The 26,273-nt window shown below is 50.6% G+C and carries 28 protein-coding genes; 11 read left to right on the forward strand and 17 right to left on the reverse strand.

All coding sequences use genetic code 11. The annotated features are described in order from the left end of the window. Positions 1–83 precede the first annotated feature (83 nt). From MHH48_RS33825 to MHH48_RS33835, 3 genes are all read right to left on the reverse strand, one after another. Positions 84–1,418, reverse strand: coding sequence for a D-arabinono-1,4-lactone oxidase (locus MHH48_RS33825; protein ID WP_076323736.1), 1,335 nt, complete (start codon positions 1,416–1,418; stop codon positions 84–86). Further along, entirely contained in the window at positions 1,415–2,602 is a 1,188-nt protein-coding gene (locus MHH48_RS33830) for an amino acid deaminase/aldolase (protein WP_076323735.1), read from the reverse strand. The genes MHH48_RS33825 and MHH48_RS33830 overlap by 4 nt, the downstream gene beginning before the upstream one ends. A 219-nt stretch (positions 2,603–2,821) precedes the next feature. Next, positions 2,822–3,595 carry an HAD-IIB family hydrolase gene (locus tag MHH48_RS33835; protein ID WP_076323734.1) on the reverse strand — a complete coding sequence of 258 codons (774 nt, stop codon included), beginning with the start codon at positions 3,593–3,595 and terminating at the stop codon, positions 2,822–2,824. 101 nt (positions 3,596–3,696) lie between these two features. On the opposite strand from MHH48_RS33835, the gene MHH48_RS33840 reads away from it, so the two are divergent. Beyond that, positions 3,697–4,395: a cyclic nucleotide-binding domain-containing protein gene (locus MHH48_RS33840; RefSeq protein WP_076323733.1), complete on the forward strand. Its 699-nt coding sequence runs from the start codon at positions 3,697–3,699 to the stop codon at positions 4,393–4,395. 157 nt (positions 4,396–4,552) lie between these two features. On the opposite strand, the gene MHH48_RS33845 is transcribed toward MHH48_RS33840, so the two are convergent. From MHH48_RS33845 to MHH48_RS33865, 5 genes are all read right to left on the reverse strand, one after another. Continuing rightward, positions 4,553–4,987: a hypothetical protein gene (locus MHH48_RS33845; protein WP_076323732.1), complete on the reverse strand. Its 435-nt coding sequence runs from the start codon at positions 4,985–4,987 to the stop codon at positions 4,553–4,555. Positions 4,988–5,082: 95 nt separating this feature from the next. Then, positions 5,083–6,144 carry an LLM class flavin-dependent oxidoreductase gene (locus MHH48_RS33850; protein ID WP_076323731.1) on the reverse strand — a complete coding sequence of 354 codons (1,062 nt, stop codon included), beginning with the start codon at positions 6,142–6,144 and terminating at the stop codon, positions 5,083–5,085. Positions 6,145–6,410: 266 nt separating this feature from the next. Next, on the reverse strand, positions 6,411–6,920 hold the full coding sequence (locus MHH48_RS33855; protein WP_076323730.1) for an SRPBCC domain-containing protein: 510 nt from the start codon (positions 6,918–6,920) through the stop codon (positions 6,411–6,413). 25 nt (positions 6,921–6,945) lie between these two features. Further along, complete coding sequence (locus MHH48_RS33860) at positions 6,946–7,281, reverse strand: metalloregulator ArsR/SmtB family transcription factor (protein WP_076323729.1); 336 nt, start codon at positions 7,279–7,281, stop codon at positions 6,946–6,948. 271 nt (positions 7,282–7,552) lie between these two features. After that, positions 7,553–7,909, reverse strand: coding sequence for a nucleotide excision repair endonuclease (locus tag MHH48_RS33865; protein WP_076323728.1), 357 nt, complete (start codon positions 7,907–7,909; stop codon positions 7,553–7,555). Between the two features lie 154 nt (positions 7,910–8,063). On the opposite strand from MHH48_RS33865, the gene MHH48_RS33870 reads away from it, so the two are divergent. The 3 genes from MHH48_RS33870 to MHH48_RS33880 all read left to right on the forward strand — a co-directional run bounded on the left by MHH48_RS33870 (position 8,064) and on the right by MHH48_RS33880 (position 10,235). Beyond that, positions 8,064–8,375: a hypothetical protein gene (locus tag MHH48_RS33870; protein WP_076323727.1), complete on the forward strand. Its 312-nt coding sequence runs from the start codon at positions 8,064–8,066 to the stop codon at positions 8,373–8,375. A gap of 78 nt (positions 8,376–8,453) precedes the next feature. Beyond that, complete coding sequence (locus MHH48_RS33875) at positions 8,454–8,744, forward strand: transporter (RefSeq protein ID WP_076323726.1); 291 nt, start codon at positions 8,454–8,456, stop codon at positions 8,742–8,744. Between the two features lie 285 nt (positions 8,745–9,029). Beyond that, on the forward strand, positions 9,030–10,235 hold the full coding sequence (locus MHH48_RS33880) for an MFS transporter (RefSeq protein ID WP_076323725.1): 1,206 nt from the start codon (positions 9,030–9,032) through the stop codon (positions 10,233–10,235). 122 nt (positions 10,236–10,357) lie between these two features. On the opposite strand, the gene greA is transcribed toward MHH48_RS33880, so the two are convergent. Further along, positions 10,358–10,834: a transcription elongation factor GreA gene (greA, locus tag MHH48_RS33885; protein WP_076323724.1), complete on the reverse strand. Its 477-nt coding sequence runs from the start codon at positions 10,832–10,834 to the stop codon at positions 10,358–10,360. 93 nt (positions 10,835–10,927) lie between these two features. On the opposite strand from greA, the gene MHH48_RS33890 reads away from it, so the two are divergent. Then, positions 10,928–11,122 (forward strand): hypothetical protein, encoded by a 195-nt coding sequence (locus MHH48_RS33890; RefSeq protein WP_076323723.1) that lies wholly within the window; start codon positions 10,928–10,930, stop codon positions 11,120–11,122. 133 nt (positions 11,123–11,255) lie between these two features. Here MHH48_RS33890 and MHH48_RS33895 read toward each other — a convergent pair whose 3' ends face one another. From MHH48_RS33895 to MHH48_RS33915, 5 genes are all read right to left on the reverse strand, one after another. Beyond that, on the reverse strand, positions 11,256–12,425 hold the full coding sequence (locus MHH48_RS33895; RefSeq protein ID WP_076323722.1) for a mannitol-1-phosphate 5-dehydrogenase: 1,170 nt from the start codon (positions 12,423–12,425) through the stop codon (positions 11,256–11,258). After that, the gene (locus MHH48_RS33900) at positions 12,422–12,862 is read right to left on the reverse strand and encodes a PTS sugar transporter subunit IIA (RefSeq protein ID WP_071220559.1); all 441 of its coding nucleotides are present in this window, start codon (positions 12,860–12,862) and stop codon (positions 12,422–12,424) included. Before MHH48_RS33900 ends, MHH48_RS33895 begins: the two co-directional genes overlap by 4 nt. Before the next feature lie 16 nt (positions 12,863–12,878). Next, positions 12,879–14,948 carry a BglG family transcription antiterminator gene (locus MHH48_RS33905; RefSeq protein ID WP_076323721.1) on the reverse strand — a complete coding sequence of 690 codons (2,070 nt, stop codon included), beginning with the start codon at positions 14,946–14,948 and terminating at the stop codon, positions 12,879–12,881. 74 nt (positions 14,949–15,022) lie between these two features. Beyond that, a complete protein-coding gene (locus MHH48_RS33910; RefSeq protein WP_076323720.1) occupies positions 15,023–16,456 on the reverse strand; it encodes a PTS mannitol transporter subunit IICB in 1,434 nt (477 codons plus the stop codon). A 363-nt stretch (positions 16,457–16,819) separates the two neighbouring features. Further along, a complete protein-coding gene (locus MHH48_RS33915; RefSeq protein WP_256720640.1) occupies positions 16,820–17,512 on the reverse strand; it encodes an FHA domain-containing protein in 693 nt (230 codons plus the stop codon). A gap of 199 nt (positions 17,513–17,711) precedes the next feature. Between MHH48_RS33915 and MHH48_RS33920 the strand changes: the two genes are divergently transcribed. The 4 genes from MHH48_RS33920 (at position 17,712) to MHH48_RS33935 (ending at position 22,368) form a co-directional block, all read left to right on the forward strand. After that, positions 17,712–18,698, forward strand: coding sequence for a glycerophosphodiester phosphodiesterase family protein (locus tag MHH48_RS33920; protein ID WP_076323718.1), 987 nt, complete (start codon positions 17,712–17,714; stop codon positions 18,696–18,698). Between the two features lie 226 nt (positions 18,699–18,924). Next, positions 18,925–19,665, forward strand: a complete 741-nt coding sequence (locus MHH48_RS33925) for a hypothetical protein (RefSeq protein ID WP_076323717.1) — start codon at positions 18,925–18,927, stop codon at positions 19,663–19,665. Between the two features lie 38 nt (positions 19,666–19,703). Beyond that, positions 19,704–20,981: a polysaccharide deacetylase family protein gene (locus tag MHH48_RS33930; RefSeq protein ID WP_076323716.1), complete on the forward strand. Its 1,278-nt coding sequence runs from the start codon at positions 19,704–19,706 to the stop codon at positions 20,979–20,981. Between the two features lie 274 nt (positions 20,982–21,255). Next, complete coding sequence (locus MHH48_RS33935) at positions 21,256–22,368, forward strand: glycosyl hydrolase family 8 (RefSeq protein WP_076323715.1); 1,113 nt, start codon at positions 21,256–21,258, stop codon at positions 22,366–22,368. A gap of 27 nt (positions 22,369–22,395) precedes the next feature. Here MHH48_RS33935 and MHH48_RS33940 read toward each other — a convergent pair whose 3' ends face one another. From MHH48_RS33940 to MHH48_RS33950, 3 genes are all read right to left on the reverse strand, one after another. Beyond that, positions 22,396–23,109 (reverse strand): sulfite exporter TauE/SafE family protein, encoded by a 714-nt coding sequence (locus MHH48_RS33940; RefSeq protein WP_076323714.1) that lies wholly within the window; start codon positions 23,107–23,109, stop codon positions 22,396–22,398. A 223-nt stretch (positions 23,110–23,332) separates the two neighbouring features. Continuing rightward, the gene (locus MHH48_RS33945; protein ID WP_076323713.1) at positions 23,333–23,674 is read right to left on the reverse strand and encodes a zinc ribbon domain-containing protein YjdM; all 342 of its coding nucleotides are present in this window, start codon (positions 23,672–23,674) and stop codon (positions 23,333–23,335) included. An 82-nt stretch (positions 23,675–23,756) separates the two neighbouring features. Then, entirely contained in the window at positions 23,757–24,350 is a 594-nt protein-coding gene (locus tag MHH48_RS33950; protein WP_076323712.1) for a TetR/AcrR family transcriptional regulator, read from the reverse strand. A gap of 162 nt (positions 24,351–24,512) precedes the next feature. Between MHH48_RS33950 and MHH48_RS33955 the strand changes: the two genes are divergently transcribed. Continuing rightward, complete coding sequence (locus MHH48_RS33955; RefSeq protein WP_076323711.1) at positions 24,513–25,400, forward strand: ABC transporter ATP-binding protein; 888 nt, start codon at positions 24,513–24,515, stop codon at positions 25,398–25,400. Further along, positions 25,397–26,206: an ABC transporter permease subunit gene (locus tag MHH48_RS33960; protein ID WP_076323710.1), complete on the forward strand. Its 810-nt coding sequence runs from the start codon at positions 25,397–25,399 to the stop codon at positions 26,204–26,206. The genes MHH48_RS33955 and MHH48_RS33960 overlap by 4 nt, the downstream gene beginning before the upstream one ends. Positions 26,207–26,273 lie beyond the last annotated feature (67 nt).

Below are 26,273 nucleotides of genomic sequence, written 5' to 3' on the forward strand. Positions count from 1 at the left end.
GGGCAACAAAAAAAACGCCCTTGGGCGATGGAAGATAAGACAGCCATCTAAGGGCGATTTTATTTGAGATGTTTGATCGTGGTCTAGCCAATATCACTGATCGAATCGGAGATGGGCCCAGATACATCGAACAGCCTGCCCATATAATCACTCAGCAGGATGCCATCCGGGTCCAGCTCTTCCCGAACCGCACGGAATGCTTCCCACATCGGATAGAGCTCCTTCAATTGAGCAGCCTCAAGATTATGCATTTTTCCCCAATGCGGCCGGCCGCCATACCGGAGGAAAATGCGCTCCATCGCATGGAAGTAATCTTCATACGGCATGCCTTTATACATATGAATCGCAATATAAGCGGAATCCCGGCCATAAGCGGGGCTTAACCATATATCATCGCCCTTGGCATAGCGGCATTCCACAGGAAAATGTACTTGAAACTTGCCTCGCGACAGCTCTGTACGCATGTCTTCAATAACCGCATTCATCGACTCTACCGGAATGTTATACTCCATCTCGTTGAAACGAACGAGCCGCTGGGTCGCAAACAAACGATGGCTGTAATTCACTTTACGCCCCAGTGGAACCTGTGACGCCGAGAAACGGCTGACATACGGACTTGCTTTCGGCACCTTACGGCACAGCTCCGAGATTAGACCGAAAAGGGTATTCTCCACCAACACTTCACTGATATAATCCCTGATCCGATGTTCCTTCACTTCTTGATCGGTCTTATTCATCAGCTTGATCTGGCACGGCTCCGCATAAGGGAACCAATAAAATTCGAAATGGCGGTTCTCTTCCGCTAATCGAGCCTGCTGTTTCAAGCATTCGTCGAGGGTTACTCTCCGGCTTTCATATTCTATTTTGTAAGCCGGCTCAAGCCTCAACGTCACTTGCACGATAATGCCGAGTGTACCCAAGGAAACCTGCAGCGCCTTGAACTCATCGAGATGCGACTCCCTGCTGCACTCCAGCACCTCACCTGTGCCGGTCACCACCGTCAATCCAACAACTTGTGTGGATATATTCCCGAATGCCCGGCCCGTACCATGCGTCCCCGTACTAATGGCCCCCGCAATGGATTGCACATCAATATCGCCGAGATTCTCCTGTGCCAGCCCATGCTGGAACAGGAGGTCGCCGAGCAGCTTCAACTTCGTCCCCGCCCACACGGTGGCTATTCTGGCTTCAGCGTCGACATGGACCAGTCCCTGCATGGCGTCCAGGGAGACCAGGCAGTCCTCGGATGCAGCAATGGGAGTAAAAGAATGTCCTGAGCCGACCACCCGCAGCCGCCTGCCCTCCTGCCGGCACATCTGCACCATCTTCACCACTTCCGGAATGGATGCAGGATACAGCACCGTTCTTGGATTGGCTCGCACCGCTCCCGACCAATTGGACCATTGGACCTGCTTCATAGAAAACACTCCCCCATTCCACGGTAGGTGGCATATTCGCCCACGATACGGCCTTGCGAGACCGCATACAGCACCTTGAATCGTTCGCACAGCTCCCCGGCCTTCGCATGACGGAAGAACACCGGATCTCCCAGGCCTAGCTTCACATGGGCAGGCAAGCGCAGCGGCGTTTGAACCTCACCGGCACCCTCCAGCGAGAACAGCTCCAGTCCTTCAGGCAAATAGGGCTTCGCCAGCTTATCCTTATCCGCTGTTCCCGATGCCGAGTATCCCCCGCCCATACAGGTCACGATCCCTGCCTTCGGTATCCGCACCACCTCTATGGCATAAGCTGCTGCCGGCTTATAACGGAATGACGCATAATGGTCGAACAGCCCCGGCGCATAGAAGCCCGATCCGGCCGTAATCTCGGTTACCCACGCTTCCTTCCGGGAGCTGTCCAAACTTCCGGTTCCTCCTGCGTTGACGAAGCGGAGCTGGATATCCATGGCATTAAGCCGCTCCACGACTTCCTGCTTTCGCTTGGCGGCCTCAACGATGGAGCGGCTCTTCAGCCACCGGACCATCGTATTCTTTACATATTTTCCGGCTGTGTTATCCCCGACGCCTGCCACCTGCGCCTCGTATCCCATGATGCCGTCCAGTCGAAGCCAAGGGGAGCCAATGATCTGCTCCACTATCGGGTACATGCCCTCCCACGAATGGACGGGCGATCGCCACACACCGAAGTGGAGGCCGGGATAATGTACCGACATATCCAGATCAATGCATAGCGGCATCACGATACTCTGTTGTTTGGCGAACTGTTCGATGTGCTCGACATGCTCCACACTGTCCACCATTAAGGTAATCGAGCGGCCTTCGCTAACCAGATTCACGATGGACCGAACCGCTTCCGACTGCCACTGAGGATAGCCAAGCAGCAAATCATCGAAGCCTTTTTCTGCTAGAAATACGGCTTCCGCAGCGGTATAACACATGATCCCTTGAAACATGCGATCCGAATCCAGGATACGATGCAGCACATCCACGGAGCGGATCGACTTGCTGGCCAGCCGTACCTTCTTGCCTCCTGCAGCCCGCGCAATCGCTCGTGCATTGTCATCCAGCATGTCCAGATCCACCAAGGCGAACGGCCTCGGGACTTCCGCGAATATCTCTTTATAGTACTCGTATGTCGACATCCCTCTATCAACACCTTCCCGTTTCCCCTCACGCCTATGCCAAATGATATTCTCGAAGCCTGCGGATTATCCTTCTGCACACACCCATCCACACAATAAAAAAAGCCCAGCCGGTGGTTGGCTGAACAAATTTATCGTATAGGAAATATAGTGCGTCTTATGTTTCTTGAACCGTGAAGTATGTTGAAACTCTATATATCCCGAAGGAACCTATCGGGCCTACACACTTGTCGCGGCATATTGACGCCCAAGCGCCTGCAGCCGTTCCGCAATCGCATGCTCGATATCGCGATCCAGCGGCAGTTGTTCCGAGGCGTAAGGTGCCAACAGCGGATGATCACCGATCATTACCGCGTGCAGCGCATGCTGAAACATCGTGATATCATTGGCATCGTTGCCAAAGGCAACATACTCGCCCTCCTTCACGCCCAACTGCTGAAGCCCGCTCCATTTATGTATCCCCTTAGGGCTGATATCCAGCACATTTTCCCCACCATGCACGTGAACAACGACATCCAGCTGTCTCAGCCTCTCCTCCACTTCCGCCATATCGTCTAAGGTCAGCATCAATATTTTCACAACCGAAGTCAGCTCCTGGAGCGCCACGTTCTTAGCCAGCTTGTGCGGATCCAAATTTAGCAGAATCGGATGATCTGCAGGACCCGTATAGGCATAATCCCATTCTCCATCGATCAAATAGCCCACGTTATACGTTATTAACAGCTGAAGAAGGCTCGGGAGCACCTCGCTGTCAAAGCCCGCCGTGGAGACCCGCTTTCCCCCTGCCGCCACCATCGAACCGTTGCCTCCGATCATCGGGTAGTGATGAACACGCTCATGAAGGACGGGAAGCAAGTCGCGAATCGGCCGGGCGGAAGCAAAAATAACCTCATGCCCTTGCGCCACCAGCTCCTCCAATGCCTTCAACAACTCGTTCGAAACCGGCTGCCCTTTAAAACAGATCGTTCCGTCCAGATCGAATACAAATTTCATGCCCATGTCCTCCTGTATCTTCTCATTGCTCTTATCATAGCAGTTGATCGTATAATGAGAAGGACATTTGTCCAGGAGAGAAAGGAGCAACCCAAAGACCCATGAAACTACTTCATGATGCACCCTTGCTGAGAGCCAAGCTGGAGCAATTTCAATTCGAGAGCATGCTGGATCTGAGCAAGCCTGTGCCTTTTACATTGCAGCAATACGAGCCTGGCGAGATCATTCTGCATGAAGGCTTCGCCATGAATTCCCTTTTGTTCCTCGTGCAAGGAAAGATCAAGGTGACCTCCAGCATCGAAACCGGTAAATCGCTTCTTCTGCGCTTTGGCCATCCTTTTTCCATCATCGGGGATATTGAATTGATTCGAAGCGTCCCGGTCCAATCCCAGATTGAAGCCGTTAACGAGTGCCTGTTCATCGGGCTGTCCTTTGACTATATTAAGCAACATGAAATGACGAACGCTCGCTTTACATCCACCTTGCTGGATCACCTGAGCTATAAACTTCAGACCTGCACGACCGCTTCCCGCGTCAATCTGTTGGCATCGGTGGAGAACCGGTTTGCCAGCTATCTCATGTCCACCCTGTCGCCGGGGGCCAATCCTTCCTTTGGGATGGAGCTGAAGACCGACCATATCGGGGAGATTGCCAGCTTGCTTGGCACCACGCACCGACATTTGAACCGGGTGATGTTTGCCTTCGCCCAAAAGGGGGTCCTGGAGCGGAGCGGACAGACCATCCGTATTCTGGACTGGAACGCCATAGAGGTGGCATCGAATGGGATTCGCTATGAGTAGATCGCCCGGCCGAAACTTTTTTCTCAAGTTCTTGTAACGAATCGGCCATGGGCCTGCGGCAAGCGAGTCCGTTGAGATGCAGTTCAGAAGCAAGGAGATTGAAAACAAGAGACCGCCAGGGTAGCCCATTAGGCCCCGAGCGGTCTCTTGTTGAACCTCAAACTGTCGTAACGGGTCTAAACAATAATCTCCACTCGATCCAAGCGTAGACCAAGCCGACCACCCCGAACAGAATAATCGCGGTGCTGACATAGAGCTCATATTCCTGTATGAATCGAACCTCATAGGATTCATAGAACAGGAAAGCCCCAGCCCCGGCCCACATCACGGCATACAGCAGAGCATACAGGATGAGGGAAGCTCTAACCCATCGAATCATGCCGATTAGCCACGATAACGGGAGCACGATCACCGGATATAGGATCGAGGATAAGAAGATCGGGATGATCACCAACACCAGACCCATATTACGAAGGCCATAATGTTCCGTCGTTGCAATCTTATATCCTTCGATATACTCCAAGCCTACGATCGCACCGGTAAACATCCATATAAATACGAACCACAGCAGAAAATATCTGGCAACCCGCAAGATGTACACCACCTTGTACGTTTATGTCATAAACGGTATGGTCCGAAAAAAGGTTACGTTTAATTCCGTTTCATCTCAATAAAAGTGCTGCCAGCTTACTCCGCAGGTTCACCAGCCGCTTCCCAGCGGTCGATTTCCTTGCGCACCCGAGGGGCGACTTCGGTTCCCAGCAGTTCAATGGCTCGCATGACTTCATCATGAGGCATCGTTCCCACCGGCACGTGCAGCATGAAGCGGGTAATGCCCACATGCTTGCGCAGGTGAATGATTTTTTGGGCGACCGTCTCCGGGTCCCCCACATAGAGCGCTCCTTCGAAGCTCCGAGCCGCATCGAATCTTGCGCGGTCGTAGTTTCCCCAGCCCCGCTCCCGTCCCAATACATTCATGCTGGCTTGGGTGGATGGGAAGAACTTGTCCGCTGCCATCTCCGTATCTTCCGCAATAAATCCATGGGAATGCGAGCCGATCGGCAGCTTCGATACATCATGACCCGCATGCGCGGCCGCTTCTTTATACAGCTTAACCAGCGGTGCGAACTGCAGGGGACTCCCGCCGATAATCGCCAGTACCAGCGGCAAACCGAGCAGGCCTGCCCGCACGACCGATTCCGAATTGCCTCCGCTGCCAATCCACACCGGCAGCGGATTCTGAACCGGGCGCGGGTAGACGCCTAAGTTATGAATCGCCGGGCGATGCCCGCCCTGCCAGGTTACTTTTTCCGACTCGCGGATTTTGAGCAGCAGCTCCAGCTTCTCGTCGAACAGCTCATCATAATGGCTCAGATCATAGCCGAATAACGGGAACGATTCGATGAACGAACCTCTGCCTGCCATAATCTCGGCACGGCCGTTCGAGATGGCATCCAAGGTGGCGAAATCCTGAAACACCCGCACCGGATCAGCGGAGGACAGCACCGTCACCGCACTGGTCAGCCGAATCCACTTCGTCTGCGACGCAGCCGCAGCGAGCACAACCGCAGGCGAAGATGCCGCATAATCCTTACGGTGATGCTCGCCTACCCCATACACATCCAATCCCACCTGATCAGCCAGTACGATTTCCTCAACAACCTCGCGCAGCCGCTGTGCATGGCTCATCACTTCGCCTGTTGTCACATCCGGCCAAGTCTCTACGAACGAGCTAACTCCAATCTCCATCATGATTTCCTCCTATTATGCTTTGCCGTGGGGCAGAACCGCAGGCAAAAGGTTATCGTTGTTTTATGCCTTAGGGCAATCAACATCGTTATCAAGCATTCAATTATCTTTATATTGAACTTTTAGTAGGGATTTTTCAAGTTACAAGTTAACTGATAACGTGAATCCTGCGGGTCAATGGACATGAGGAATTCAAAAATGGCCAGAATCCATGCGGATTCCGGCCATTCATGATATCGTTTGACGCTGATGGTATGGAGAGCAGCTTATTGCTTTGTTGCCAAGTATTCCTCCAGGCGATCCCAGGTTTGGGTAATGCCTTCTTCCATTCCCATGTCCAGCACGGTTTTGAGAGCCTCCGGAGATTCGTACACTGCCCGGCTGATCAGCTTTGTCTTTCCATCCTGCTCCTCGAATGACATTGTAACCGTTGTTGCGGGCATTCCCTCCGCAATATTGCCTTCTGCATCCGAGAAATAGTCGATGTAGACAATTTTCTCAGGCTCCTCAATTTCTTGGTAGACCGATTTGCCCCAGGATTCCATGCCGTAGAAATCCCCCTGATTCTTATCCAAACACTTCATGCAGTAATGCCACGAGCCGCCCGGACGGAAATCCATATTGGATACGGTAACCTCCCATCCGCGAGGCCCCCACCACTGCTTCAGATGCTCTCCATCCGTAAACACCTTGAATACCAGCTCCCTAGGTGCATTAAACACACGTTCCAATACAAGTACTTCCCCTTCAACCCGCGTAATCATTTGGTTTGTCATTATCAATTCCTCCTCATATTAGGTGTTAATCCTGTTTCTTACCTGTTCCTTCCGATTGCAGTTTCTCTAAGTAGTTATCCAAGTTGTCGAAGCGCTCGTTCCATATGCTTCGGTAATTATGGAGCCAATGGTCCAGTTCTACAAACGGTTCCGACCGCAGCATGTAGTTCCGACGGTTCGCCTCCGCCCTTACTTCCACCAGCCCGGCATCCAGCAGCACCTTCAGATGCTTAGACGCTTGTGGCTGCCGAATGTCAAGACGTTCAGCGATTTCCCCTACCGTTAAAGGCCCTTTCAGCAGGAGATCCACAATACGAAAACGATTCGGTTCGGCTAAAGCGTTAAATGTGGTTAGTTCCATCTTGTTGGGATGACGGATACAGACCCGCTGCTATTGCGTGTACGGTGATTGTCTGTTCTCTCTGTCCACGTCACCAACATCACCTCTTTTTTTGCTGATTTAATGGTGTACCGTACTTCCTGATCACAATATACCACGATAGGAATATTCTTGTAAAGGAATATTCAAACAAAATTTTTGATTTCCTTTATCACAACACAAAAAAGCAATAAACGCGGGGCTTTACTCGGGCCACGTCTATTGCTTCTTGTCTCTTTATCCTTCGTATTCCTTACTTAAAGAACACCTTGTCTATATTATATTTGGCCTTGAATTCATTTATGATATAGGTTTCATAGATTTCTCTATGAACGGCGTCTTCAATGATACAGACCTCCATTCGTGTAACCTCATCCCGATGCTCCTTGATCGGAGAAACGCTATCTTCAAAATGCTTCTTAATCCGCGGTCTTAACTTTCTTGCTTTGCCAACAAACAGGAGTTCCTCCTTGCTGTTGTAGAACATGAAAATCCCGCCCCGATCTCTTGGAATCAGGTGAAAATCTGTAAATCCGTAAATGTGGCTCAATTCCGGAGCTGCCTGCTTGGTAATGGTGACGTCTACCTTGGGAATGGTTATATTGATCACGACTAACGCTCACTTCCTCAACTCATATATTGATCTAAATCGTATCACTAATCTGCTTATTTGCCCATGCGGGAAATTCAAAAGCACCCCTCTCTAGGCATCCGCATAGGATGGAAACTAGGTATGACTAATAACGATGGGGGTCTTTTACAATATGAGCATTCAATATCCCGGACACCAGGAACAAACCTTGTATCAAGCTGAACCCAACATGAGGCACAACATCAAATCTGTTCGCGATCATATTCACCATCTATGTAAGCAGCATGCGAATCAGCTGGTTCGCGTCGAAATGCTCGACGGTGATGTTTTTGAAGGGACCATCATGCATTGCGAAAAAGGGATTCTGTACTTGAGCATGCCCGGATACGGAAACCAGCGCGGCTTCGGCCCCAGTTATTATAACAATGTAATTCTGCCACTTGTCCTCTTCGAATTGCTTGTCATCACCTTGCTTTACATCTAGAAGAAGGGCTTACATTGTTATTCGGCAGCCTCCCGCGTACTTCCCAACCTAATAACCCGATTAAGGAGTGAATCCATTATGGCATTTATGCCGCCGCAAGGACCCCAGGGACCGATGCAAGGGCCCTCATCCCCTCCTCCACAATTTATCCCCGAGCAGCCTGTGGCCAGCACCTTCGCTGTTGACCCTGGAGCAATCACGGGCTGTTTATTTCGAAACACCTATATTTGGCCGAGAAATGGACCCGGCTTCTGGTTTTTTCCTACTTTCGTTGGCCGCACCTCGGTTGCAGGTTTTCGATGGACGGGAAGAATATGGGTATTCTCGGGGTTCGATTTAAGAAGTATCCAGTCGTTCACTTGTTTCTAAAACCCTTATATTCAAAGTATGGATCAGCAGGCTCGATAAATGGCCTCGATGATCCGCCCGCTCATCAAGAGAGTGCCCCTGCGGTACTCTCGAGTTCTTGCATACTGGACAAGCTTTCCTTAGTAGGGGCTTCCCTATTCAGGGTATCCATTTTCCCCAAAAAATAAAGTTCTTGATTATCCTCCGACAACATTAAATAATATGTAACAGTCCCTCTTTAAAACCGATAATGATGATTGGGATTATATCTTTAACAAACACAGTAGAAAGGTTGACTTGAACACCATGGATATATCGCAACACGCCACTGGGAAAAAAGGCGCCAAAGAGCCATTTCCCATCTCTATACTGTCTCTCACCGTTGGTGCTTTTGCTATTGGCATGACGGAGTTCGTCATCATGGGAATACTCCCTAATGTCGCGGATGATCTGAATGTCAGCATTGCATCGGCCGGGCAGCTGATTACGATGTACGCCCTCGGGGTAGCCGTAGGGGCACCTATTCTAACCGTTCTAACCCACCAAATTCCACAAAAAAAGCTGCTTCTGCTGCTCATGGGCCTGTTTATTCTGGGTAACGGCATTTCGGTCTTCGCTCCGAGCTATGCCGTTTTGATGGGTGCCCGCATGCTGACCGCGCTGACGCACGGTACTTTCTTCGGTGTGGGAGCCGTCATCGCTTCGAACCTGGTGCGACCGGACAAGCGTGCTGGGGCGGTGTCCATCATGATGGCCGGATTAACGATAGCCAATATCATCGGGGTTCCGATTGGCACCTTCATCGGCCAGACGATGGGCTGGCGTGCTTCATTCGCCGCGATTGCCGTTATGGGGGTGTTGGCATTGATCGGCATCCTGATCTTCATTCCGAAGCTACGGCAGGAACAAGCTTCAAGCATCGTTCAGCAAATCACAGCACTCATTAGACCACAACTCCTTCTCTTCCTGCTGATCGGGGCGCTTGGCAACGCTGGCCTGTTCGCCGTCTTCACTTATATTGCGCCGCTGCTGATTGAGATCACCGGCTTTGCCGAACCAAGTGTCACCTGGATTCTGATCCTGTTCGGTATCGGCGTAACCGCCGGTAATATCGTGGGCGGAAGGCTGGCCGACTGGAAGCTGCTGCCCTCCATTCTGGGCGTTTACTTTGCGACGGCCGTCATTCTTACCATCCTCACCGTGACCATCCATAACCCGGTCACAGCCGTGCTGACCATCGTGCTGTGGGGAGCTGCCTCTTTCGCCGTTATGCCGGGCATGCAGGTGCGCGTGATGAGTCTGGCCCAATCCGCCCCAGCGCTAGCCTCCACGGCAACCCACTCTGCGGGCAATCTCGGAAACGCAGCGGGAGCCTTTATCGGAGGGTTGGTCATTACGCATCTAAGCTTAACCGCCCTGCCTTGGGTGGGCGCTGGACTGGTGGGACTCGCCTTCATTCTGGGCGCAGCCTGCTATATGTATGAGCGCAAGGCCGTAACGGCTAATGCTTAATCTGTTCCATTAGGTATGTAACTCTCGCTGCCATACCGGGCATGAACCATGTTGAAAAGGCGTAACCGGACATCGTGATTCCGGTTACGCCTTCTATTTATATATTCGTTGATCCCCTGCGATTACAGAGCTTTGATCTCCAGCAGCTCATACTTGACGATACCCATCGGCGCTTCCACGTTGACTTGATCACCAACCGCTTTGCCCATCAGTGCTTTGCCAAGCGGACTCTCATAGGAGACTTTATTGTTCAATACGTCGGCTTCTGCCGGTCCTACGACCTGATATTCAAGCTTCTCTGCAAACTCGATGTCGTTCAGGACGACATTCGAACCAACATTCACCGTTTTCGAGCTTACATGCTTGGCGTCGACAATCCGGGCGTTATTGAGTGTTTTTTCCAGGATAATGATGCGCGTTTCCATGAACGCTTGGTCGTTCTTGGCTGAGTGGTACTCGCTGTTCTCCTTCAAGTCACCATAGCTGATCGCGAGCTTGATCCGTTCCGCTAACTCTTTGCGTTTTACATACTTGAGGTCATCAAGTTCTTCCTGGAGTTTATCATAGCCCTCCTGGGTCAAGATCAGTTCTTCTGCCATGTTCATCACATCCACTTTTTAATTTCTTACTTCTAGTGTACTCTTTATTTCGAAAATAAGCGAAAACTTTCTGAAAATCGATGGATGGAATATTTGGGATTTAATGACAATGACGGCGTTGCCGCTACCCAGATTGAACCACTTGGACAGCTATACATGAACGATTATTTTGAACAAATCAGGATCGTTGTATTCCCCGAGATAGAACACGCCGAGAAGAGAATGTACATCGCAGCCCCGGCAACCACCCTAGAGGAAGCGAACAATGTTCTGAAGAACGCGAGATAAGAGAGCACGGTCTCCTGCTTATGCATATAGCCCCTGATTTCTCCGCAAGGAGAACCAGGGGCTATATAAGATGATGGGATGCCATGGCCTATCGGCACGTGTATCCACCTGCTATTGGATTCATTCCAATAGCTTACGAACTCGCTTCGATATCAGCCTTCAACGCTTCATACTGCTCCATCAGCTCACCCATGATCGGATGCTCACCGGCAATGCCGGTATAATGGGAGGCCGTGTCGCTTGCACCGATATCCCGGACCGATGCTTGCAGCTCCACGCTTTCCGGATCTTCCGGAACATCGAACAACAGTGCCGCTGCCATGGATTTCGCCAAGCTCTTATACGCAAGCCCGCTTTCGAATGCCAGCATGGCTGGCGACACCAAGCGGTCGCCCGGGGACAGCTTCCGAATCGGCGAGCGGCCTACGCGGGACACCTCATCGGTCAGCGCCGGATTGCGGAACCGCTCCAGGATGGTATCGATATAGGCTCCATGCTCGGTAGGATTGAAGCCGTGTTTATGCACAAGCGCAGCTCCCGTCTCCTCGAGCACAGCGCGGACATGACTCGCTACCTCTTCATCCTTCATGGCGTCCTGGATGGTCTCGTAGCCTTTCAGAAAGCCTACATATGCTGCCGAGCAGTGTCCGGTGTTCACCGTGAACAACTTGCGTTCAATATACGGCTCCAGGCGATCCACATAGTGAATGCCTTCCACAGGGACATAGTCCTTAAACATCTGCGAGCGGTCCACCGCCCACTCATAGAACGGCTCCACCACAACCTTCAGACGGTCCTCATGCTGCTGCAGCGGCACAATCCGGTCTACGGCCGCATCCGGGAAAGCAACCCGCTGGTCGGCCTTCTGCTTCGTCTCGTCATCAAGCTTCCCGTAGACATGCTCTTTCAGCTGCGTGCTGCCACCGATGGCATTCTCGCATGCAATAATATGAAGCGGTGCAGCAGACTCCGCTTGCAGCCGAAGCTTCAGCCCCTCGGCAATGGTGCCGGCGATGAACTTCAGAATATTCACGCCTACCGCTGTTGTCACGAGATCCGCTTCCGCTACTGCACGTGCGGCAGCTTCAGGCTCCGAGGCGCTGTTGAGTGCCGTGATGCCTTTAACGATGGTGGTCTCCTGTCCTTCGCTGGCCAAGGTTACGGGATACTCCCCGCGTGCTTTCAGCTCCGATACCAACTCTTCGTTCACGTCGATAAAACAAACCTCATAACCGGCTTGTGACAGCAAGAGCCCTATAAAACCGCGTCCGATGTTGCCTGCTCCGAAATGGACTGCTTTCATGCGCCCATTCCTCCTTCGAAGATCGCCAGAATCTCCTCTTCGCTGGAAGCGTTCATTACCTTCTCAATGCTCTCGTCATCCGTAAAGATCATGGCCACATTCGTCAGAATCTCCATGTGGTCACCACCGGCAGCCGCGATACCAATGACTATAAACGCTGGCTCATCTCCTCCGAAATCTACGCCTTCCGGGAAGCGGACGATGGACAATCCCGTGGAAATCACCATGCCTTTGGCCTCTTTGGTGCCATGGGGAATCGCGAGCCCTCCGCCCATATAAGTGGATGCAATCTCTTCGCGTTCCAGCATTTTATCCACGTAATCCTCGGAAACATGGCCTGCCTGCACAAGCAGATTCCCCGCCATGCGGATGGCTTCGCTCTTGCTATCAGCCTTTGCGTTCAGTACGACTTTATCTTTGGACAGTATGTTACTCATGTTGGTCTCCCTCTTTCTATGGTCTGTAATTGAAAAAATGCTGAAGCTCTTCCGCCAAATAGGAGCGGATTTCTTCCTCGCTGCCCCGCTCCATCAGCTCGATCAGCTCGGAGTGAAGCAGCATGGCGCTGATTTCACTGAGCACCTCCAAGCTCTCCTTCGGAAGCTGCTTCGGCGCCAGCATCAGCAGTATGACACCCGCCTCCGCCCCGTCCTCCAGCGGCGCTGCATGCGCCAGCCGGAACAAGGTTAGAGACGGCCAGGTAATATAGCGGCTGCGCGTATGGAATAAGGCCAGCGTCGTATCCGGAATGAGCTGGGTGCCCATCCGTTCCCGCTCAAGCAAACGCTCCTTCACCTTCTCCGCATCACGGACAGCCCCGTGCTCAACCACCTTAGCCAAAGCTTCGTTCAATGTGCCCTGCATATCATCCTGCCGATTATCCAGGTGGTACACATGAAAGCCATCCAAAAGCGATACAATCTCGTTCATCAGGGCAGCCTGCATGCGCAGACGCTCGAATGATGCGACCTTACGCTCTTCCTCGATTCGCTTATCGGCAGCCATGCCTGCGGCCGGTTTCAAGGATGTGCTCTGGATGAATTGCAGTAATGCCTCTTTATCATCCGCCGTGAGCAGCGGACTTAATCTCACATACCGATCCTTCGACAGCGGAAGATCAATGGTCGATATGATGAGATCATATTGCTCCTTCGGTATCCGGGCCGCTTCATACCACGAGACGTTGCCGAGCACCTCAATCTGCGGCATCTCCTTACTCAGTCGTGTCCCGAGAAGCCTCGAGGAGCTAAGGCCGCTGGAACATACCAGAATGGCTTTCAGATGATGTCCCAGTTGGTTCAGCCGTTCGCTGGATGCACCGAAATGCATAACCAGAAACCCGATTTCTTCATCCGGGACGGTTATGTCCAGCTTCATTTCATCAACCGAACGACGGACGATTCCGAACAACTCCTCATAATCCTTCCGAATCGGGCTCAGCAAGGGATTACGGATCCGGGTCCCTTCCCGAATCCGTTTCATGGCAGCCCCGATGTGCTCCACCAGACCTGCCCGCAGCGTGCGGTCTTCCTGGAACGGAATGCCGGTGCGCCCCTGAACCCGTTCGATCAGACGCTGGGCGATCTCCACCATCTCCACATCCGTGTGAGCCAGTTCGCTGACCTCGGACATGTCCTTCGCTGATTCGAATAATTGAGCTATATATTTCATTTCAGGATCGTGAAAATCAATCTTTAAGGTTTGGCCTAGGCGACTCGCGAAATCCTTTGCCTCCTCCACTGACGCTGAGGATTTACCATATCCCGTCATATCCGCTGTCTCTATGCTCCGCCCCTGCTTGATCCTGTTTACGGAAACCGATAACGCTATGAGCATCGCGGTATATGCACCTTCGTTAAGACTCTCCGTCCAATCCCAGTTCATATCCCATAAACATTTCTCTACATCCAGCAGCACCGGTTTATCAATCATGGAGAGTAGACGGGCGGTCACCGGCTCGCTTTGATCACGATATCCATCCCCGACAAGATCGGAATAATCCAGATATTCCTCAACAAGGCGACAAATCGCCGATCGCCTTACGCCTTCCGAGCCTTCAATCTCGATACCATAGCCTCTGCGGCGAATTAGGTTAAGGTTAAACCGCTTCATTAATGGCTCCAGCTCATCCAGGTCATTACTGATGGTCGGTACGGTTACCTTTAAACTATGGGCCAAAGCAAACAGTTTGATGGGCTCATTCTCCTCAAGCAGGGCGCATAGCATGAGGATTTTGCGCTCTTCGACGGAATAATCAGCTGGTTTTCCTGCAAGCAGGCGCTTCCGCAGCTGAGCCATCTCCTCAGGCGTCTCCTCTTCCAGCCGGATACCCGTTCCCGACTTTTTATGAAGCAGAACGCCCGTACCCTGCAGTTCCTTCTCAATCTCCTCCATTTCCCGGTGAACCGTCCTGACGCTGACCCCGACCTCAGCGGCTATTTCTGCAGCCGTCATGCCCTCGTTCCTGCTCATCAGGAGCAGAAGGATTTGTCGCTGGCGGGCAGTGATGTGTCCCAGACGCATGGCCCCCTTCGTCATGAAATGAAAGACAACGCCGGCATTACTACGCCAGCGTGTCATATGGTTTTAGGCTTATGTTAGTCTTTGAGTCGATCCACCAGCTCATCATATCTCGGACTCTTCAAGAAGTTGTCGATGGAGATATGCTCCGCATTCGGATTCTTCGCGATGGCCCGCTCGGTGAGTGTCTTCTGGGTAATGACGATATCCGCGTCATCCGGTATTTCACTTACCGCCGAGTTCACAACCGTAATGTCGACGCCCGCTTGCTGCAGTTTCTTTCTTAATACCGAAGCGCCCATCGCGCTGGAGCCCATGCCGGCATCGCAAGCAAACACGATTTTGTTCACGTTGTCTTTGTCCAGATTGGCCACAGCCGCAGAAGCTGGGGCGACTTGGTCATTCATGCCGCCGGTTTTCATTTCCTTCATCTTGGCCGATGCTTCTTCAAGATTCGGCTCTTCTTCAGTCTGTTTGCCTGTTTTGAGCAGTAATGCCGCTACAGCAAAGGAGACCACCGTTGCAACAATAACACCGGCTAGGACCGCAATCAGACCACCTTTAGGCGCCATGGCGAAGTAAGCAATGATGCTGCCCGGCGACGCAGGGCCCACCAATCCGGCTCCAAGAATCTGGAAGGTGAAGGTGCCGGCAACACCGCCTGCAATAGCAGCCAGGATCAGAACCGGTTTCATCAGAATATATGGGAAATAGATCTCATGAATACCGCCCAGGAAATGAATCACGACCGCGCCCGGTGCGGAGGATTTGGCAGAACCGCGACCGAAGAACCAATAGGCGAGAAGTATACCCAGCCCGGGACCGGGATTCGATTCCAGCATATACAGAACGGATTGACCGATACGTGCCGCTTCCTCTGTGGCGATCGGACTGAATATTCCATGGTTGATCGCATTGTTGAGGAACAACACCTTCGCCGGCTCAATGATAATGTTGACGAGCGGCAGCAGGTTGGCATTGACCAGTACGTCAACACCTGCTGACAGCGCTTTGGTAATGCCCTGTACAAGCGGCCCAATTCCAGTGTATGCCACCAATGTCAGCGCGCCGCCGATGATGCCGAGCGAGAAGTTGTTCACCAGCATTTCAAACCCGGATTTGATTTTGCCGTCAACCAGCTTGTCGAACTGCTTCAGTACCCAAGCTGCAATAGGACCGATAATCATGGCGCCGAGGAACATTGGAATATCTGCCCCGACAATGACGCCGACCGTAGCAACCGCACCGATAACCGCACCACGCTTGCCGTGGATCATCTGTCCGCCCGTATAACCGATTAAGAGCGGGAGCAGGTACGTGATCATCGGGCCAACCAGCGCTCCCAGATTCTCGTTCGGGAACCAGCCGGTCGGGATGAACAGAGCCGTAATCAGACCCCAGGCAATAAACGCGCCGATATTCGGCATCACCATGCCGCTAAGGAGACGGCCAAGCTTCTGAACCATTACGCGAATGCCTTTGGAAGCGTTTGTATTTGTCTCGTTGGACATCGTATAGAACCTCCTAGTCATATTTGAACATAAATCTGAAATTTGTTGTGTCGCTTTCATCTGACATCTCTATGTTAAGTCAGCCCGGCAAAAGGCTCAATGAAAGGAAAAGCGGGTTTCGTCAAGAATATTGTTGACAACTTTTAAATGGATCATGTCATAATTTTGAAAATGCAGTCCTGACGTGGTTTCTTTCGTAGAGCAAGCCTGCCCGCAGCGAAGGAGTAAAACGCTTTCAATAAAGCGCGGTGTGTATCCTCGTATACAGCATCCGCTATTCTATGCTCATCCCTTTCTGATTGTCGATTCGCTATCTTAACAAAACAAGCCCTCCCGGGTCCGGAAGTGCTTGTTCATTCATTCTTATTCTTCTTGTGTCTGCAAAATATAACCTTTTCCCCGGATGCTTTCAATGTCCAGAATGCCTCGCGTCTTCTTGCGCACCCGGTAGATCAGCGCATTCAGCTCCTCGGAGCTCACATCGGGCACTTCATCCGTTCCATAGCTCCGCTCGGGCCAAATGTATACCTTGAGCTGATCTTTGGACACGAACTGGCCTTGGTGGTTGACTAGCAGCTCCATGCATTTGTACTCTTTTTCCGAAAAAGCACACACATCCTCGCCATATACCAGCTCCTGCTTGAAAGGATTCAGCCTAAGTCCGCCTGAAGCCTCGACCGCTGCCAGCTGTTTGATAAGCGGTGTAATGTCCATCGTCTCATCCATGCTGAGGATGGAGAAGGACAACACGATCAGATCTCCAGCGAGTACTATGGTATCTCCGTGCTGAAGGGAAATTTCATCATGGGGAGCCAGCCGTTCCTGATTGACGAAAGTTCCATGTTTGCTGTTCAAATCCTTAATGCTGAATTTCCCGTTTCGATACAGCAGCGCTGCATGCTGCCGGGACACAAAAATGTTATCAAACGCGATATCCGGATCAAAATGCTGGCCCTTGCGGCCAAGCACCGTTATGGGTTTGGTCAAAGCTATAACGTCTCCACGCTCATAGGGGTTCCCCCGCTCCACCATCAAAAAGGAGGATTTATCCATCATGCTCCCTCCCGTTCTTATTATGCTGCTCATTGTGTTTATCAGTTCGCTATTATGCAATTGTTATGGTCCAGCTATTGAGTATGCGCCCAAAATCACTAAGATGTATGAAAGAAGGATTTTAAATAGAGAACTTAGACAGAGATAGAGATAAATATAAATCTACTACTGCATATTGTATACGATTTTGGGGGATTGGATCATGCGAAAACTAAAAAGATGGAAGAACATCATACTGTTTGTTCTCGTGTTGTTTGTGTTTCTGTTTGTAAATAATACATCCCTGTTCACCAAAGACCGTGACGTAGAGCCGCTGCTGCTGGCGCATCGGGGGCTTGGCCAGACCTTCTCGATGGAAGGCATTCAAGCCGATACTTGCACCGCCTCCCGCATCTATGTGCCGGAGCATGCTTACCTTGAGAACACCATTCCGTCCATGAAAGCCGCATTCGAAGCAGGCGCCGATATCGTGGAACTGGATATCAAACCAACCAAGGATGGCCAGTTCGCCGTGTTCCATGATTGGACCCTGGAATGCCGTACTAACGTGGAGGGCTCGGTCAAGGATTATACCATGGAGCAGCTAAAAAACATAGACATCGGGTATGGCTATACGGCCGATCAGGGAGCGACTTATCCTTTTCGGGGAAAGGGCGTCGGGCTGATTCCGTCGTTAGCCGAGGTACTAGAGGCATTCCCTGACGGCTCATTCCTGATCCATATCAAAAGCGCCGACACTGAAGAGGGGAAACTCCTGGCAGAGTACTTGTCCGGACTGCCGGTGAAGCGTCTCAGCCAGCTGACCGTTTACGGAGACGATGAGCCGATTCGGGCATTAAAATCGCAGCTTCCATCCCTGCGCGTCATGTCAAGGGGTACGCTGAAGAGCTGTCTCGTATCCTACGCCGGAGCCGGCTGGAGCGGCTACCTTCCATCGGTTTGCCGCAACACCCAGCTTCATATACCGGAAAAATACGCCCGTTACTTGTGGGGATGGCCGGATAAATTCCTGAACCGAATGGACAGCATAAATACGCGCGTCATCCTCGTCGCCGGGGACGGCGGATGGTCGGAGGGCTTTGACTCCGTAGCGGATTTGGAACGACTGCCAGAGGACTACAGCGGCGGGATTTGGACGAATCGGGTCGACGTGATCGCCCCGGAGCTGACCTTGAAGAAGAATGAATGAGTTGAAGCATCATGTTCGTTCAATTCATGAATATGCGCGAGTTGCAAACCCGCATAAACCGGAAAATTAGCCCACTAAAAAGCCCCTGCCTCATCGCGGGGGCTTTTTTTTATTTTCACGGGGTGTAGGGCAAAGTTTTTGGGACGATTTTACCGATTACTATTAATAGGGGTCTTTTAGCCTAATTTCATAACTAGAATCATTGAAATATATAGGAGTTGATATTTTGGCCAGGGAAACAGAGAAAAAAGGAATGGCGTGGTTTAAGAGTGCCCGCTCAAATCAAAACCAGCCCGAGAAGAACATTGCCGAACAAGAGGATCTTGACGTAACGGCAGAAGAAGTGGCAGCTTACTCCGCGGAGCCTGAACTGCCCGCTGCAGAAGGAAACAAACAGCTATTCTCCAAGGATAACCAGGACAAGATCGGCCTCGATGTCATTGTTTCGATCGAGAACATGCTGAAGGAACGACAGCTGCTGACCTATAAGAATAGGGGCCTTGAGGATCAGCTCTTTACCGCCAACGAAACGATTAACCGGTATAAGCATGAGCAGATTAAGAGAGATCAGCTGGTTCAGGAGAAGAACAAGGAAATCCGCGAACTCGAGAACGTGCTGACCAATAAACAGATGACCTACGACCAGCTGCTCGAGGATTACAAGGAATACCAGCTAACATCGAACCTGGCGTACGAGAAGCTCTCCAACCAGTTGGAAACCGAAACCGCCAAGTACAACAAGCTCTATGAGGAGTCTAACAATACGCAATATCAGAGCATGCTCAAGATCAACTCGCTTGAAGAGAAGGTTCGTGAGCTGGAGATTGCCAATCAGAAGTACGCAGAGCAATACCAAAATATCCTGGATGATAAAGCCAAGCTGATGCAGACCATCAATGATTTTACCGAGAAGATGTCCTTCTCCTTCTCACCGAAAACCACGGCTTCCAATACACCATCGGAATAATCATACCCGCATAAACAGCTAGAGAAAGGGGGGCCATCATGTCACAATCCTATGGGAAAATCATAGAACTGCTGGCGATCGAGAGGGATACCGAAGCATTCGGTCTACGAATCAAGCTATCCCTTATAGAGTCTGCGGAGCTAATATGGTTAACCGATAACGAGACCATAGCGAATATAGCAACCGTGGCAGAGTTCGACGGGGTTCATAAATACCGACTATCCTTACATACCGCATGGGATGCTAACAAACAGCAATACATAGGTTCCATTACGCGTACATATCGTGATCATAGTGAGCGCTTTTCATTTGCCTGCTCCGTTCCTTTCAGGAACGAATTAGAGTCCATAAAGAAGATCCGACTTGTAGATGACTTGCATACGCTGCCCTTCTTGTCCACACATCGATCCGAAACGGATCAGTCCGAGGAGATGCAAGCCGAACAGGACATCAAGACCTATCATTTCGCGAGGAAACGGCGCCATCTTCCGCTTAAGCTGGTAAGCGCAATCATGATGAGCTTGGTTTTTGTTGTATTATTAAGTTCATTTAATTACTCGTATCCCGGTTACATTCGGCCACACCCTGCAGCAACGGCCACGGCGGAAGCAGAGACCGTCATCCAATTGTTTGCCGAGAACCGGAGCGCACTCATTGGGAAAACCGTGGCAGTCTCAGCGGAGGAAGCAGCGGAGAGCAAACCGGAGGATATCAAACCCTCTGCCTCCGTTCCACAGCTGGAGCTGGAAGAGTTCATCTCGTTCGGCCTGCCCAAAGGCTATGTAGCCCTTACATTCGATGATGGGCCATCCAAGCACTCCATCGATATTATGAACGTCTTGAAAAAACACGAGGTTGGCGGAACGTTCTTCTTTGTTGGCACCAATGTGAAAAAACATCCCGACTATGTCAGGGCCATCCATGCGAACGGATACTCCGTCGGCAGTCATTCCATGACCCATAGCCAGCTGACAAGCCTTACCTATGAACAGCAGCAGGCAGAGCTGACCCGCGTGGCCGACCTTATCGAGCCTATTACAGACGAGAAGCTGGTACTCTTCCGTCCGCCCTACGGTGCCTTTGACGATCGGACCGAGGCGTTAAGCCAACAGCAAGGTAGTAAAATGGTGCTCTGGAACCGGGATCCCGAGGATTGGCTGACCCGCGACGAGGATAAAATCCTCGATTATGTCCAGCATATCGAAGCTTCCGGCTCCATTATACTCCTGCATGAATCTCAAGCAGTAGTGGACGCCTTGCCGAAGATTATTAAGCACCTGCAGGATCAGGGGCTCACTATCGTCAGTTTGAACTAGCCAGACTATGGCTTTAAGAAAGACGACGTCTATCGACGTGCTTTCTCAGTAGACAGACCGCATTTAGCGGAAGTTTTTCTGGTGAGATAAAGATGGTGAGTCTCTGAAGTTTAAGAAAAGGCCGTCCCCGTTGTTCTGTAACTTCAGACATCGGGGTGCGGCCTTTTTTATGGATAAATGAACGATGGATCCGAGAAGCTATCTTTATTCGTCTCCGGGACTTCTTAAAGGCTTTAGGAACGCAAGCGTAGAATAGTATGTTCGAGGTGAACCTATGACAACCTGGATTTCCACTCGCAAGAAAACCATTCTTGCTATCATCGTCGCTCTTGCTCTAACCGGCATTGTCTTCATAGCCTACGCTATCATCCAAAGCAAGGAGAACCCCGACGTGACAGCAGCTTTCATTGAAGAGCATATGATTAACGACAATGGTACCATCGCTACCTATCTCAAGCCCACTTCCTCCGAGCACCCGGACATCGTTGCCGGAAGAGAGGCGTTATCCGAGTCACTTGGGCTTTGGATGCAGTACGCCGTTTTATCTGATGATCAATCACGGTTCGACGATAGCGTCCAGCTCCTCACCACCCATTTTCTCCATCAGGAGCAGGAGCCCTATATCCGGTGGAAGCTCAGGCCGGACGGTGAATCCGAGGTAACGACCAATGCGCTGGGCGATGATTTTCGAATTCTCGATGCCCTGCTGAAGGCGTTCAAGCGCTGGGGCGACGAAAAATACCCTCAATTGGCGAAGGAGATCGGCTCCACATTGCAAGCCTCGGCTCAAACCCAAGGATATTTCGTGGATTATCATGATTTTGAACGTAATGAATCGGCAGCCGTGTTAAGCCTGGTCTACGCGGACATTTCGGCACTGCGCGAAATGCAGAATAACGGAATCCTGTCCCGCCAGGAGTATGAACAGTATCAGGATCTGCTCTCCCAAATGCCTTCAGACGGCGTCTTCTATCCCAAAACGTATCAGATCAGTTCCGGTCAATATAAGTACGATGCATCGGTCAATCTGATTGACCAGCTGATCGTTGGCATTCATCTGGCGGAGATGGATCAGCGGCCGAAGGAGCTCATACAATTCCTCAAGGGAGAATTCCAGCAGAATCAGCAGCTGGTGGGCCGCTACAACCGGAAGACACGAAAGCCCGACGCGACATATGAGTCGCCTGGTGTCTACGGCCTGGCTATTATCCTGGCGCTAAAAACGAATGACCTCCCTTGGGCCCGGCAGCTGCATGATCGAATGATCCAATTCCGAGACCAAGATCCTGCTTATCCGGGAGGGTATGTGTTTGATGGGAATACACATGCTTTTGATAATCTGTTTCCTCTGCTCGCGGAGACGCTGTTAGAATCAACTGGGAAGTAATCCTCGTCGCTGGGACCTCTAGCGTCTTTACAGGCTCTCGATGAGCATATACACGCCCGTAAAGATCAAAATGATATAGGTGAATATCTGGAATACGCGCTGGTTAATGACGTTGAATAGACGCTGTCCGATCAACAGCCCGACAAATACCAAGGGAAGTGCAATTCCACTCGACATCCAGACCGTCTTGCTCGTTCCCGCCACGATGACCTGAATGATCAAACTCAGGGAATAGATGAACAAATAGAAGGCGAGGGTCGTCCCTCTGAGCTTTGCCTTCTGCGTGTCGGTCCCCGAGAAATATAACAACAGGGGCGGACCCGGCATTCCAATACTGGTCGTTAGAGAGCCTGCTAGCCCCCCTACCGTAAGATCCCTGCCCTGGCTCTGGCGGATTCTGAATTTTAGCATCAGCATGACGGTTAGTGCCAATATGATCAGACTAATACCTAACTTAAGATAACGAATATCGATAAGCGAAAAAATAACGATGCCGACAGGGAGACCTGCCGCACTTCCGATCACCAATCGCTTGAGGATGCCATAGTCGATATCCTTGCGTATCCTCGCAATCAGAGCAACCGAGATGACAAGCGATAGAATCAAATTAATCTGAATGGCCTCGTTAGGCTGGAATAAGAGCAGCAGAAACGGCGTAGCCAGGATAGAGAACCCAAATCCGGTGCTGGTCTGTAGGATGGACGCTACAAAAATAATGACGACAAACAGTATAATATCCACGCTGCACCTGCTTTCATCACGTATTGCGGGAAGCTCCTATTCGAAGCAACTCCATCCTACCATTGTAACATATTGGAATCATGGAGAAGGGTCAGTTGGCGCCATTAATTTGTGCATGTTGCGCACCAGATGCTATACGACGTGCCATGGTTAAATGAGAAAAACCCTCCACTAATGGAGGGTTTTGTTACCGTGTATCCACGATGAAATGGGATAACACATCTTATATCTTTTTAACAAATTCCGATTTCAATTTCATTGCGCCGAATCCGTCGATTTTGCAATCGATATCATGATCGCCATCGACCAAGCGTATATTTTTCACTTTCGTGCCTATTTTCAATACAGAGGAGCTGCCTTTTACTTTAAGATCTTTGATTACCGTTACGGAATCGCCGTCGGCCAAAACATTGCCGTTCGCGTCTTTAATGATCTTCGTATCTTCATCATGCTCCGCTTCGGACTCCAGGGTCCATTCATGAGCGCATTCCGGACAAATCAAGAGGTTCCCATCCTCATATGTATATTCAGAATTACATTTCGGGCAATTCGGCAAAGTAGACATCGTTTCGTATTCTCCATTCGTTTTATATTAACTATACCCTATATTAGAAACCTATGCTGGCCAATACTTGTGTTACTGAGAATTAAGCCTTTCCGCAGACACCGTAGAAGAACATATGAACCATCCCCTCCAGGAAGCCGTCCATATCATCACTTTGCTGGGCCATCGCCAGAATCGATTCATATTGATTCATGTACAGCTGGATAAAAGCCAGGATGTGTTCCGTCGATACCTCCGGTGAAATTTCGCCGCTGTCCTTACCCTCCTCAATAATCTGAATCGTAAGCGGAATAGCTTTGTTCCTGTACTGTTCGTCCATATAACGGGCCAATTCTTCGTCATCGATTAACAACTCTTTGATCAAACCGGGCGGGAAATCATTGTAGGACTCCTTCTCCAGAAAAATAATGTGTTCGATCTTCTCCTTCAAGGAATGACCTTCGCTCATATATTCCTCGAAATCCCGGATCGCCTTATCAAAATAGTTGCGAAAAACCTCACGCAGCAATTCCTCCTTGCTGCCAAAGTAATTATAAATCGTCACCTGCGATACCTTGGCTGCCTTGGATATATCGGCAATCCGAATCCGCTTCAGCTCCGAGGTTCGCACCAGTTCCAAGGTGGTTCTCATTATCTTCTCTTTGATCAGATTCGCTCTTTTCTCAAAACCGTTCATATCCCTTCATCCTTACTCCTAAGATTAGTTATGTAATTAGTGAAATTTAAACATAAATTAATTTCATAAAATTATTGACGATACCACAAGCCAGGTATATTATAACATATGAAATATACGATCTATAATATTTCATTTCTTCAATTTTCCGGAGGTGGCGGTATGTTAACCGTTCAACATTTGACGAAGACATTTTCCAACGGGAGGGGCATCTTCGATGTATCTTTTTCGGTGGATCCGGGTGAGGTTTTTGGTTTTTTAGGGCCGAATGGCGCCGGAAAATCAACGACGATCCGGCACATCATGGGTTTTATGAAGCCGGATCAGGGACACGTAAAGGTAAATGGGCTGGATACCTGGAGGGAACAAGGGAAGTTTCAATCGGATGTAGGGTATCTGCCAGGAGAAATTTCCTTTATCGAAGGGATGACCGGAAAGGCCTTTCTGGATTTCATGGCCGACATGCAGGGAATTCGTGACTTGTCCAAGCGGAATCGATTAATCGATCGTCTACAATTCGATGTTCAGACCCCGATTCGTAAAATGTCCAAAGGAATGAAACAAAAGGTTGGGATCGTCGCTGCCTTCATGCATGATCCCAAAGTCATTATTCTGGATGAGCCCACTTCGGGACTCGATCCACTGATGCAGAAGGTGTTTATTGAGATCGTTCTGGAGGAGAAAGCCCGCGGTACGACATTCTTAATGTCATCCCACAGCTTTCAGGAAATCGAGAGAACCTGTGATCGAGCCGCCATTATCAAGGACGGGATCATCATTGCCGTCAAGGACATCCACGAACTGCAATCCATGCAGCGGAAGCTGTTCGAGGTTAACTTCGTGCATCCAAGCGATGCCGAGGCCTTCCGGAGCTCGGGGCTGCTTATCGAATCTTATGAAGGCAATCGGGTGAGAGTAGCCGTCCAGGGCAATTACGATCAGTTTATCCAAGAGACGGGGAAATACCCTGTGCGGAGTATCGATGTCTTCACCCAGAACCTCGAGGATATCTTCATGAATTATTATGATCGGAAGGGGATATCGAAATGAATGTCACCTTATACAAACAGATGATGAAAGTAAATATGAAAAGCTTGATGAACTACGCGTTCGGTTCCGCTTTCTATATCCTCCTGATGTTCTGGTTATATCCCAGCATCGCCAAGAACACAAAAGCCATTGATGATTTAGTTGCATCGATGCCGGAGGGCGTCGGAAAAGCCTTCGGGCTTAATGGTTTCGGTACAGCAGAAGCTTTCATCTCCGGGGAATATTACGGATTAATTCTGGTTCTCATCCTGGCTATCGTCTGCGTGCAGCTGACGACCCAGCTTATGGCCAAATTGGTCGATCAGGGCTCGATGGCCTATCTGCTATCCGCCCCGACAACAAGAGGGAAAGTGGCGCTCACGCAAGCGATGGTTACGACAAGCGGGCTCTTCCTTATCCTAGCTGTTACGACGTTGGCCGGATTCGCCGGAAGTGCTTGGCTGCTGGGGGATTCCTACGAATTCGATACCGCCCGATTCATCCAGATGAACGTAGCGGCTTTCCTGCTCTTTTTTGCCATCTCCAGCGTCTGTTTTCTCGTGTCCTCGCTGTGTAATGATGAGAAGAAGGCACGAAGCATTTCCGGGTTGATTACGTTTGGGTTCTTCAGTCTGGATTTGATCAGTAAATTCAGCGAGAAAATCGAATGGCTGCGCAACCTTACCCTCTTCTCTCTCTATCGGCCCGGTGAAATTGTTAATGGAATTGGGGAATTCATGACAACCTCCCTAGTGCTGGCCGCCATCGGTCTGATCGCATTTGGTCTGGCCGTCGTGTTATTTCGAAAACGAGATTTGCCGCTGTAATCAAGCATCTACCGATTTACCCCATATTTGTTATTGCAACTCAAGAGGCTCCACCATCTGTTGTAGC

The organism is Paenibacillus sp. FSL F4-0100 (assembly GCF_037993005.1).
Taxonomy (GTDB): Bacteria; Bacillota; Bacilli; order Paenibacillales; family Paenibacillaceae; genus Paenibacillus_AQ.

Coding starts and splice junctions, on each gene's coding strand:
- MHH48_RS33825 (WP_076323736.1), bottom strand. CDS start 1,418: ATGAAGCAGGTCCAATGGTCCAATTGGTCGGGAGCGGTGCGAGCCAAT.
- MHH48_RS33830 (WP_076323735.1), bottom strand. CDS start 2,602: ATGTCGACATACGAGTACTATAAAGAGATATTCGCGGAAGTCCCGAGG.
- MHH48_RS33835 (WP_076323734.1), bottom strand. CDS start 3,595: ATGAAATTTGTATTCGATCTGGACGGAACGATCTGTTTTAAAGGGCAG.
- MHH48_RS33840 (WP_076323733.1), top strand. CDS start 3,697: ATGAAACTACTTCATGATGCACCCTTGCTGAGAGCCAAGCTGGAGCAA.
- MHH48_RS33850 (WP_076323731.1), bottom strand. CDS start 6,144: ATGGAGATTGGAGTTAGCTCGTTCGTAGAGACTTGGCCGGATGTGACA.
- MHH48_RS33855 (WP_076323730.1), bottom strand. CDS start 6,920: ATGACAAACCAAATGATTACGCGGGTTGAAGGGGAAGTACTTGTATTG.
- MHH48_RS33860 (WP_076323729.1), bottom strand. CDS start 7,281: ATGGAACTAACCACATTTAACGCTTTAGCCGAACCGAATCGTTTTCGT.
- MHH48_RS33870 (WP_076323727.1), top strand. CDS start 8,064: ATGAGCATTCAATATCCCGGACACCAGGAACAAACCTTGTATCAAGCT.
- MHH48_RS33875 (WP_076323726.1), top strand. CDS start 8,454: ATGGCATTTATGCCGCCGCAAGGACCCCAGGGACCGATGCAAGGGCCC.
- MHH48_RS33880 (WP_076323725.1), top strand. CDS start 9,030: ATGGATATATCGCAACACGCCACTGGGAAAAAAGGCGCCAAAGAGCCA.
- greA (WP_076323724.1), bottom strand. CDS start 10,834: ATGGCAGAAGAACTGATCTTGACCCAGGAGGGCTATGATAAACTCCAG.
- MHH48_RS33895 (WP_076323722.1), bottom strand. CDS start 12,425: ATGAAAGCAGTCCATTTCGGAGCAGGCAACATCGGACGCGGTTTTATA.
- MHH48_RS33900 (WP_071220559.1), bottom strand. CDS start 12,862: ATGAGTAACATACTGTCCAAAGATAAAGTCGTACTGAACGCAAAGGCT.
- MHH48_RS33905 (WP_076323721.1), bottom strand. CDS start 14,948: ATGCGTCTGGGACACATCACTGCCCGCCAGCGACAAATCCTTCTGCTC.
- MHH48_RS33910 (WP_076323720.1), bottom strand. CDS start 16,456: ATGTCCAACGAGACAAATACAAACGCTTCCAAAGGCATTCGCGTAATG.
- MHH48_RS33915 (WP_256720640.1), bottom strand. CDS start 17,512: ATGATGGATAAATCCTCCTTTTTGATGGTGGAGCGGGGGAACCCCTAT.
- MHH48_RS33920 (WP_076323718.1), top strand. CDS start 17,712: ATGCGAAAACTAAAAAGATGGAAGAACATCATACTGTTTGTTCTCGTG.
- MHH48_RS33930 (WP_076323716.1), top strand. CDS start 19,704: ATGTCACAATCCTATGGGAAAATCATAGAACTGCTGGCGATCGAGAGG.
- MHH48_RS33935 (WP_076323715.1), top strand. CDS start 21,256: ATGACAACCTGGATTTCCACTCGCAAGAAAACCATTCTTGCTATCATC.
- MHH48_RS33945 (WP_076323713.1), bottom strand. CDS start 23,674: ATGTCTACTTTGCCGAATTGCCCGAAATGTAATTCTGAATATACATAT.
- MHH48_RS33950 (WP_076323712.1), bottom strand. CDS start 24,350: ATGAACGGTTTTGAGAAAAGAGCGAATCTGATCAAAGAGAAGATAATG.
- MHH48_RS33955 (WP_076323711.1), top strand. CDS start 24,513: ATGTTAACCGTTCAACATTTGACGAAGACATTTTCCAACGGGAGGGGC.
- MHH48_RS33960 (WP_076323710.1), top strand. CDS start 25,397: ATGAATGTCACCTTATACAAACAGATGATGAAAGTAAATATGAAAAGC.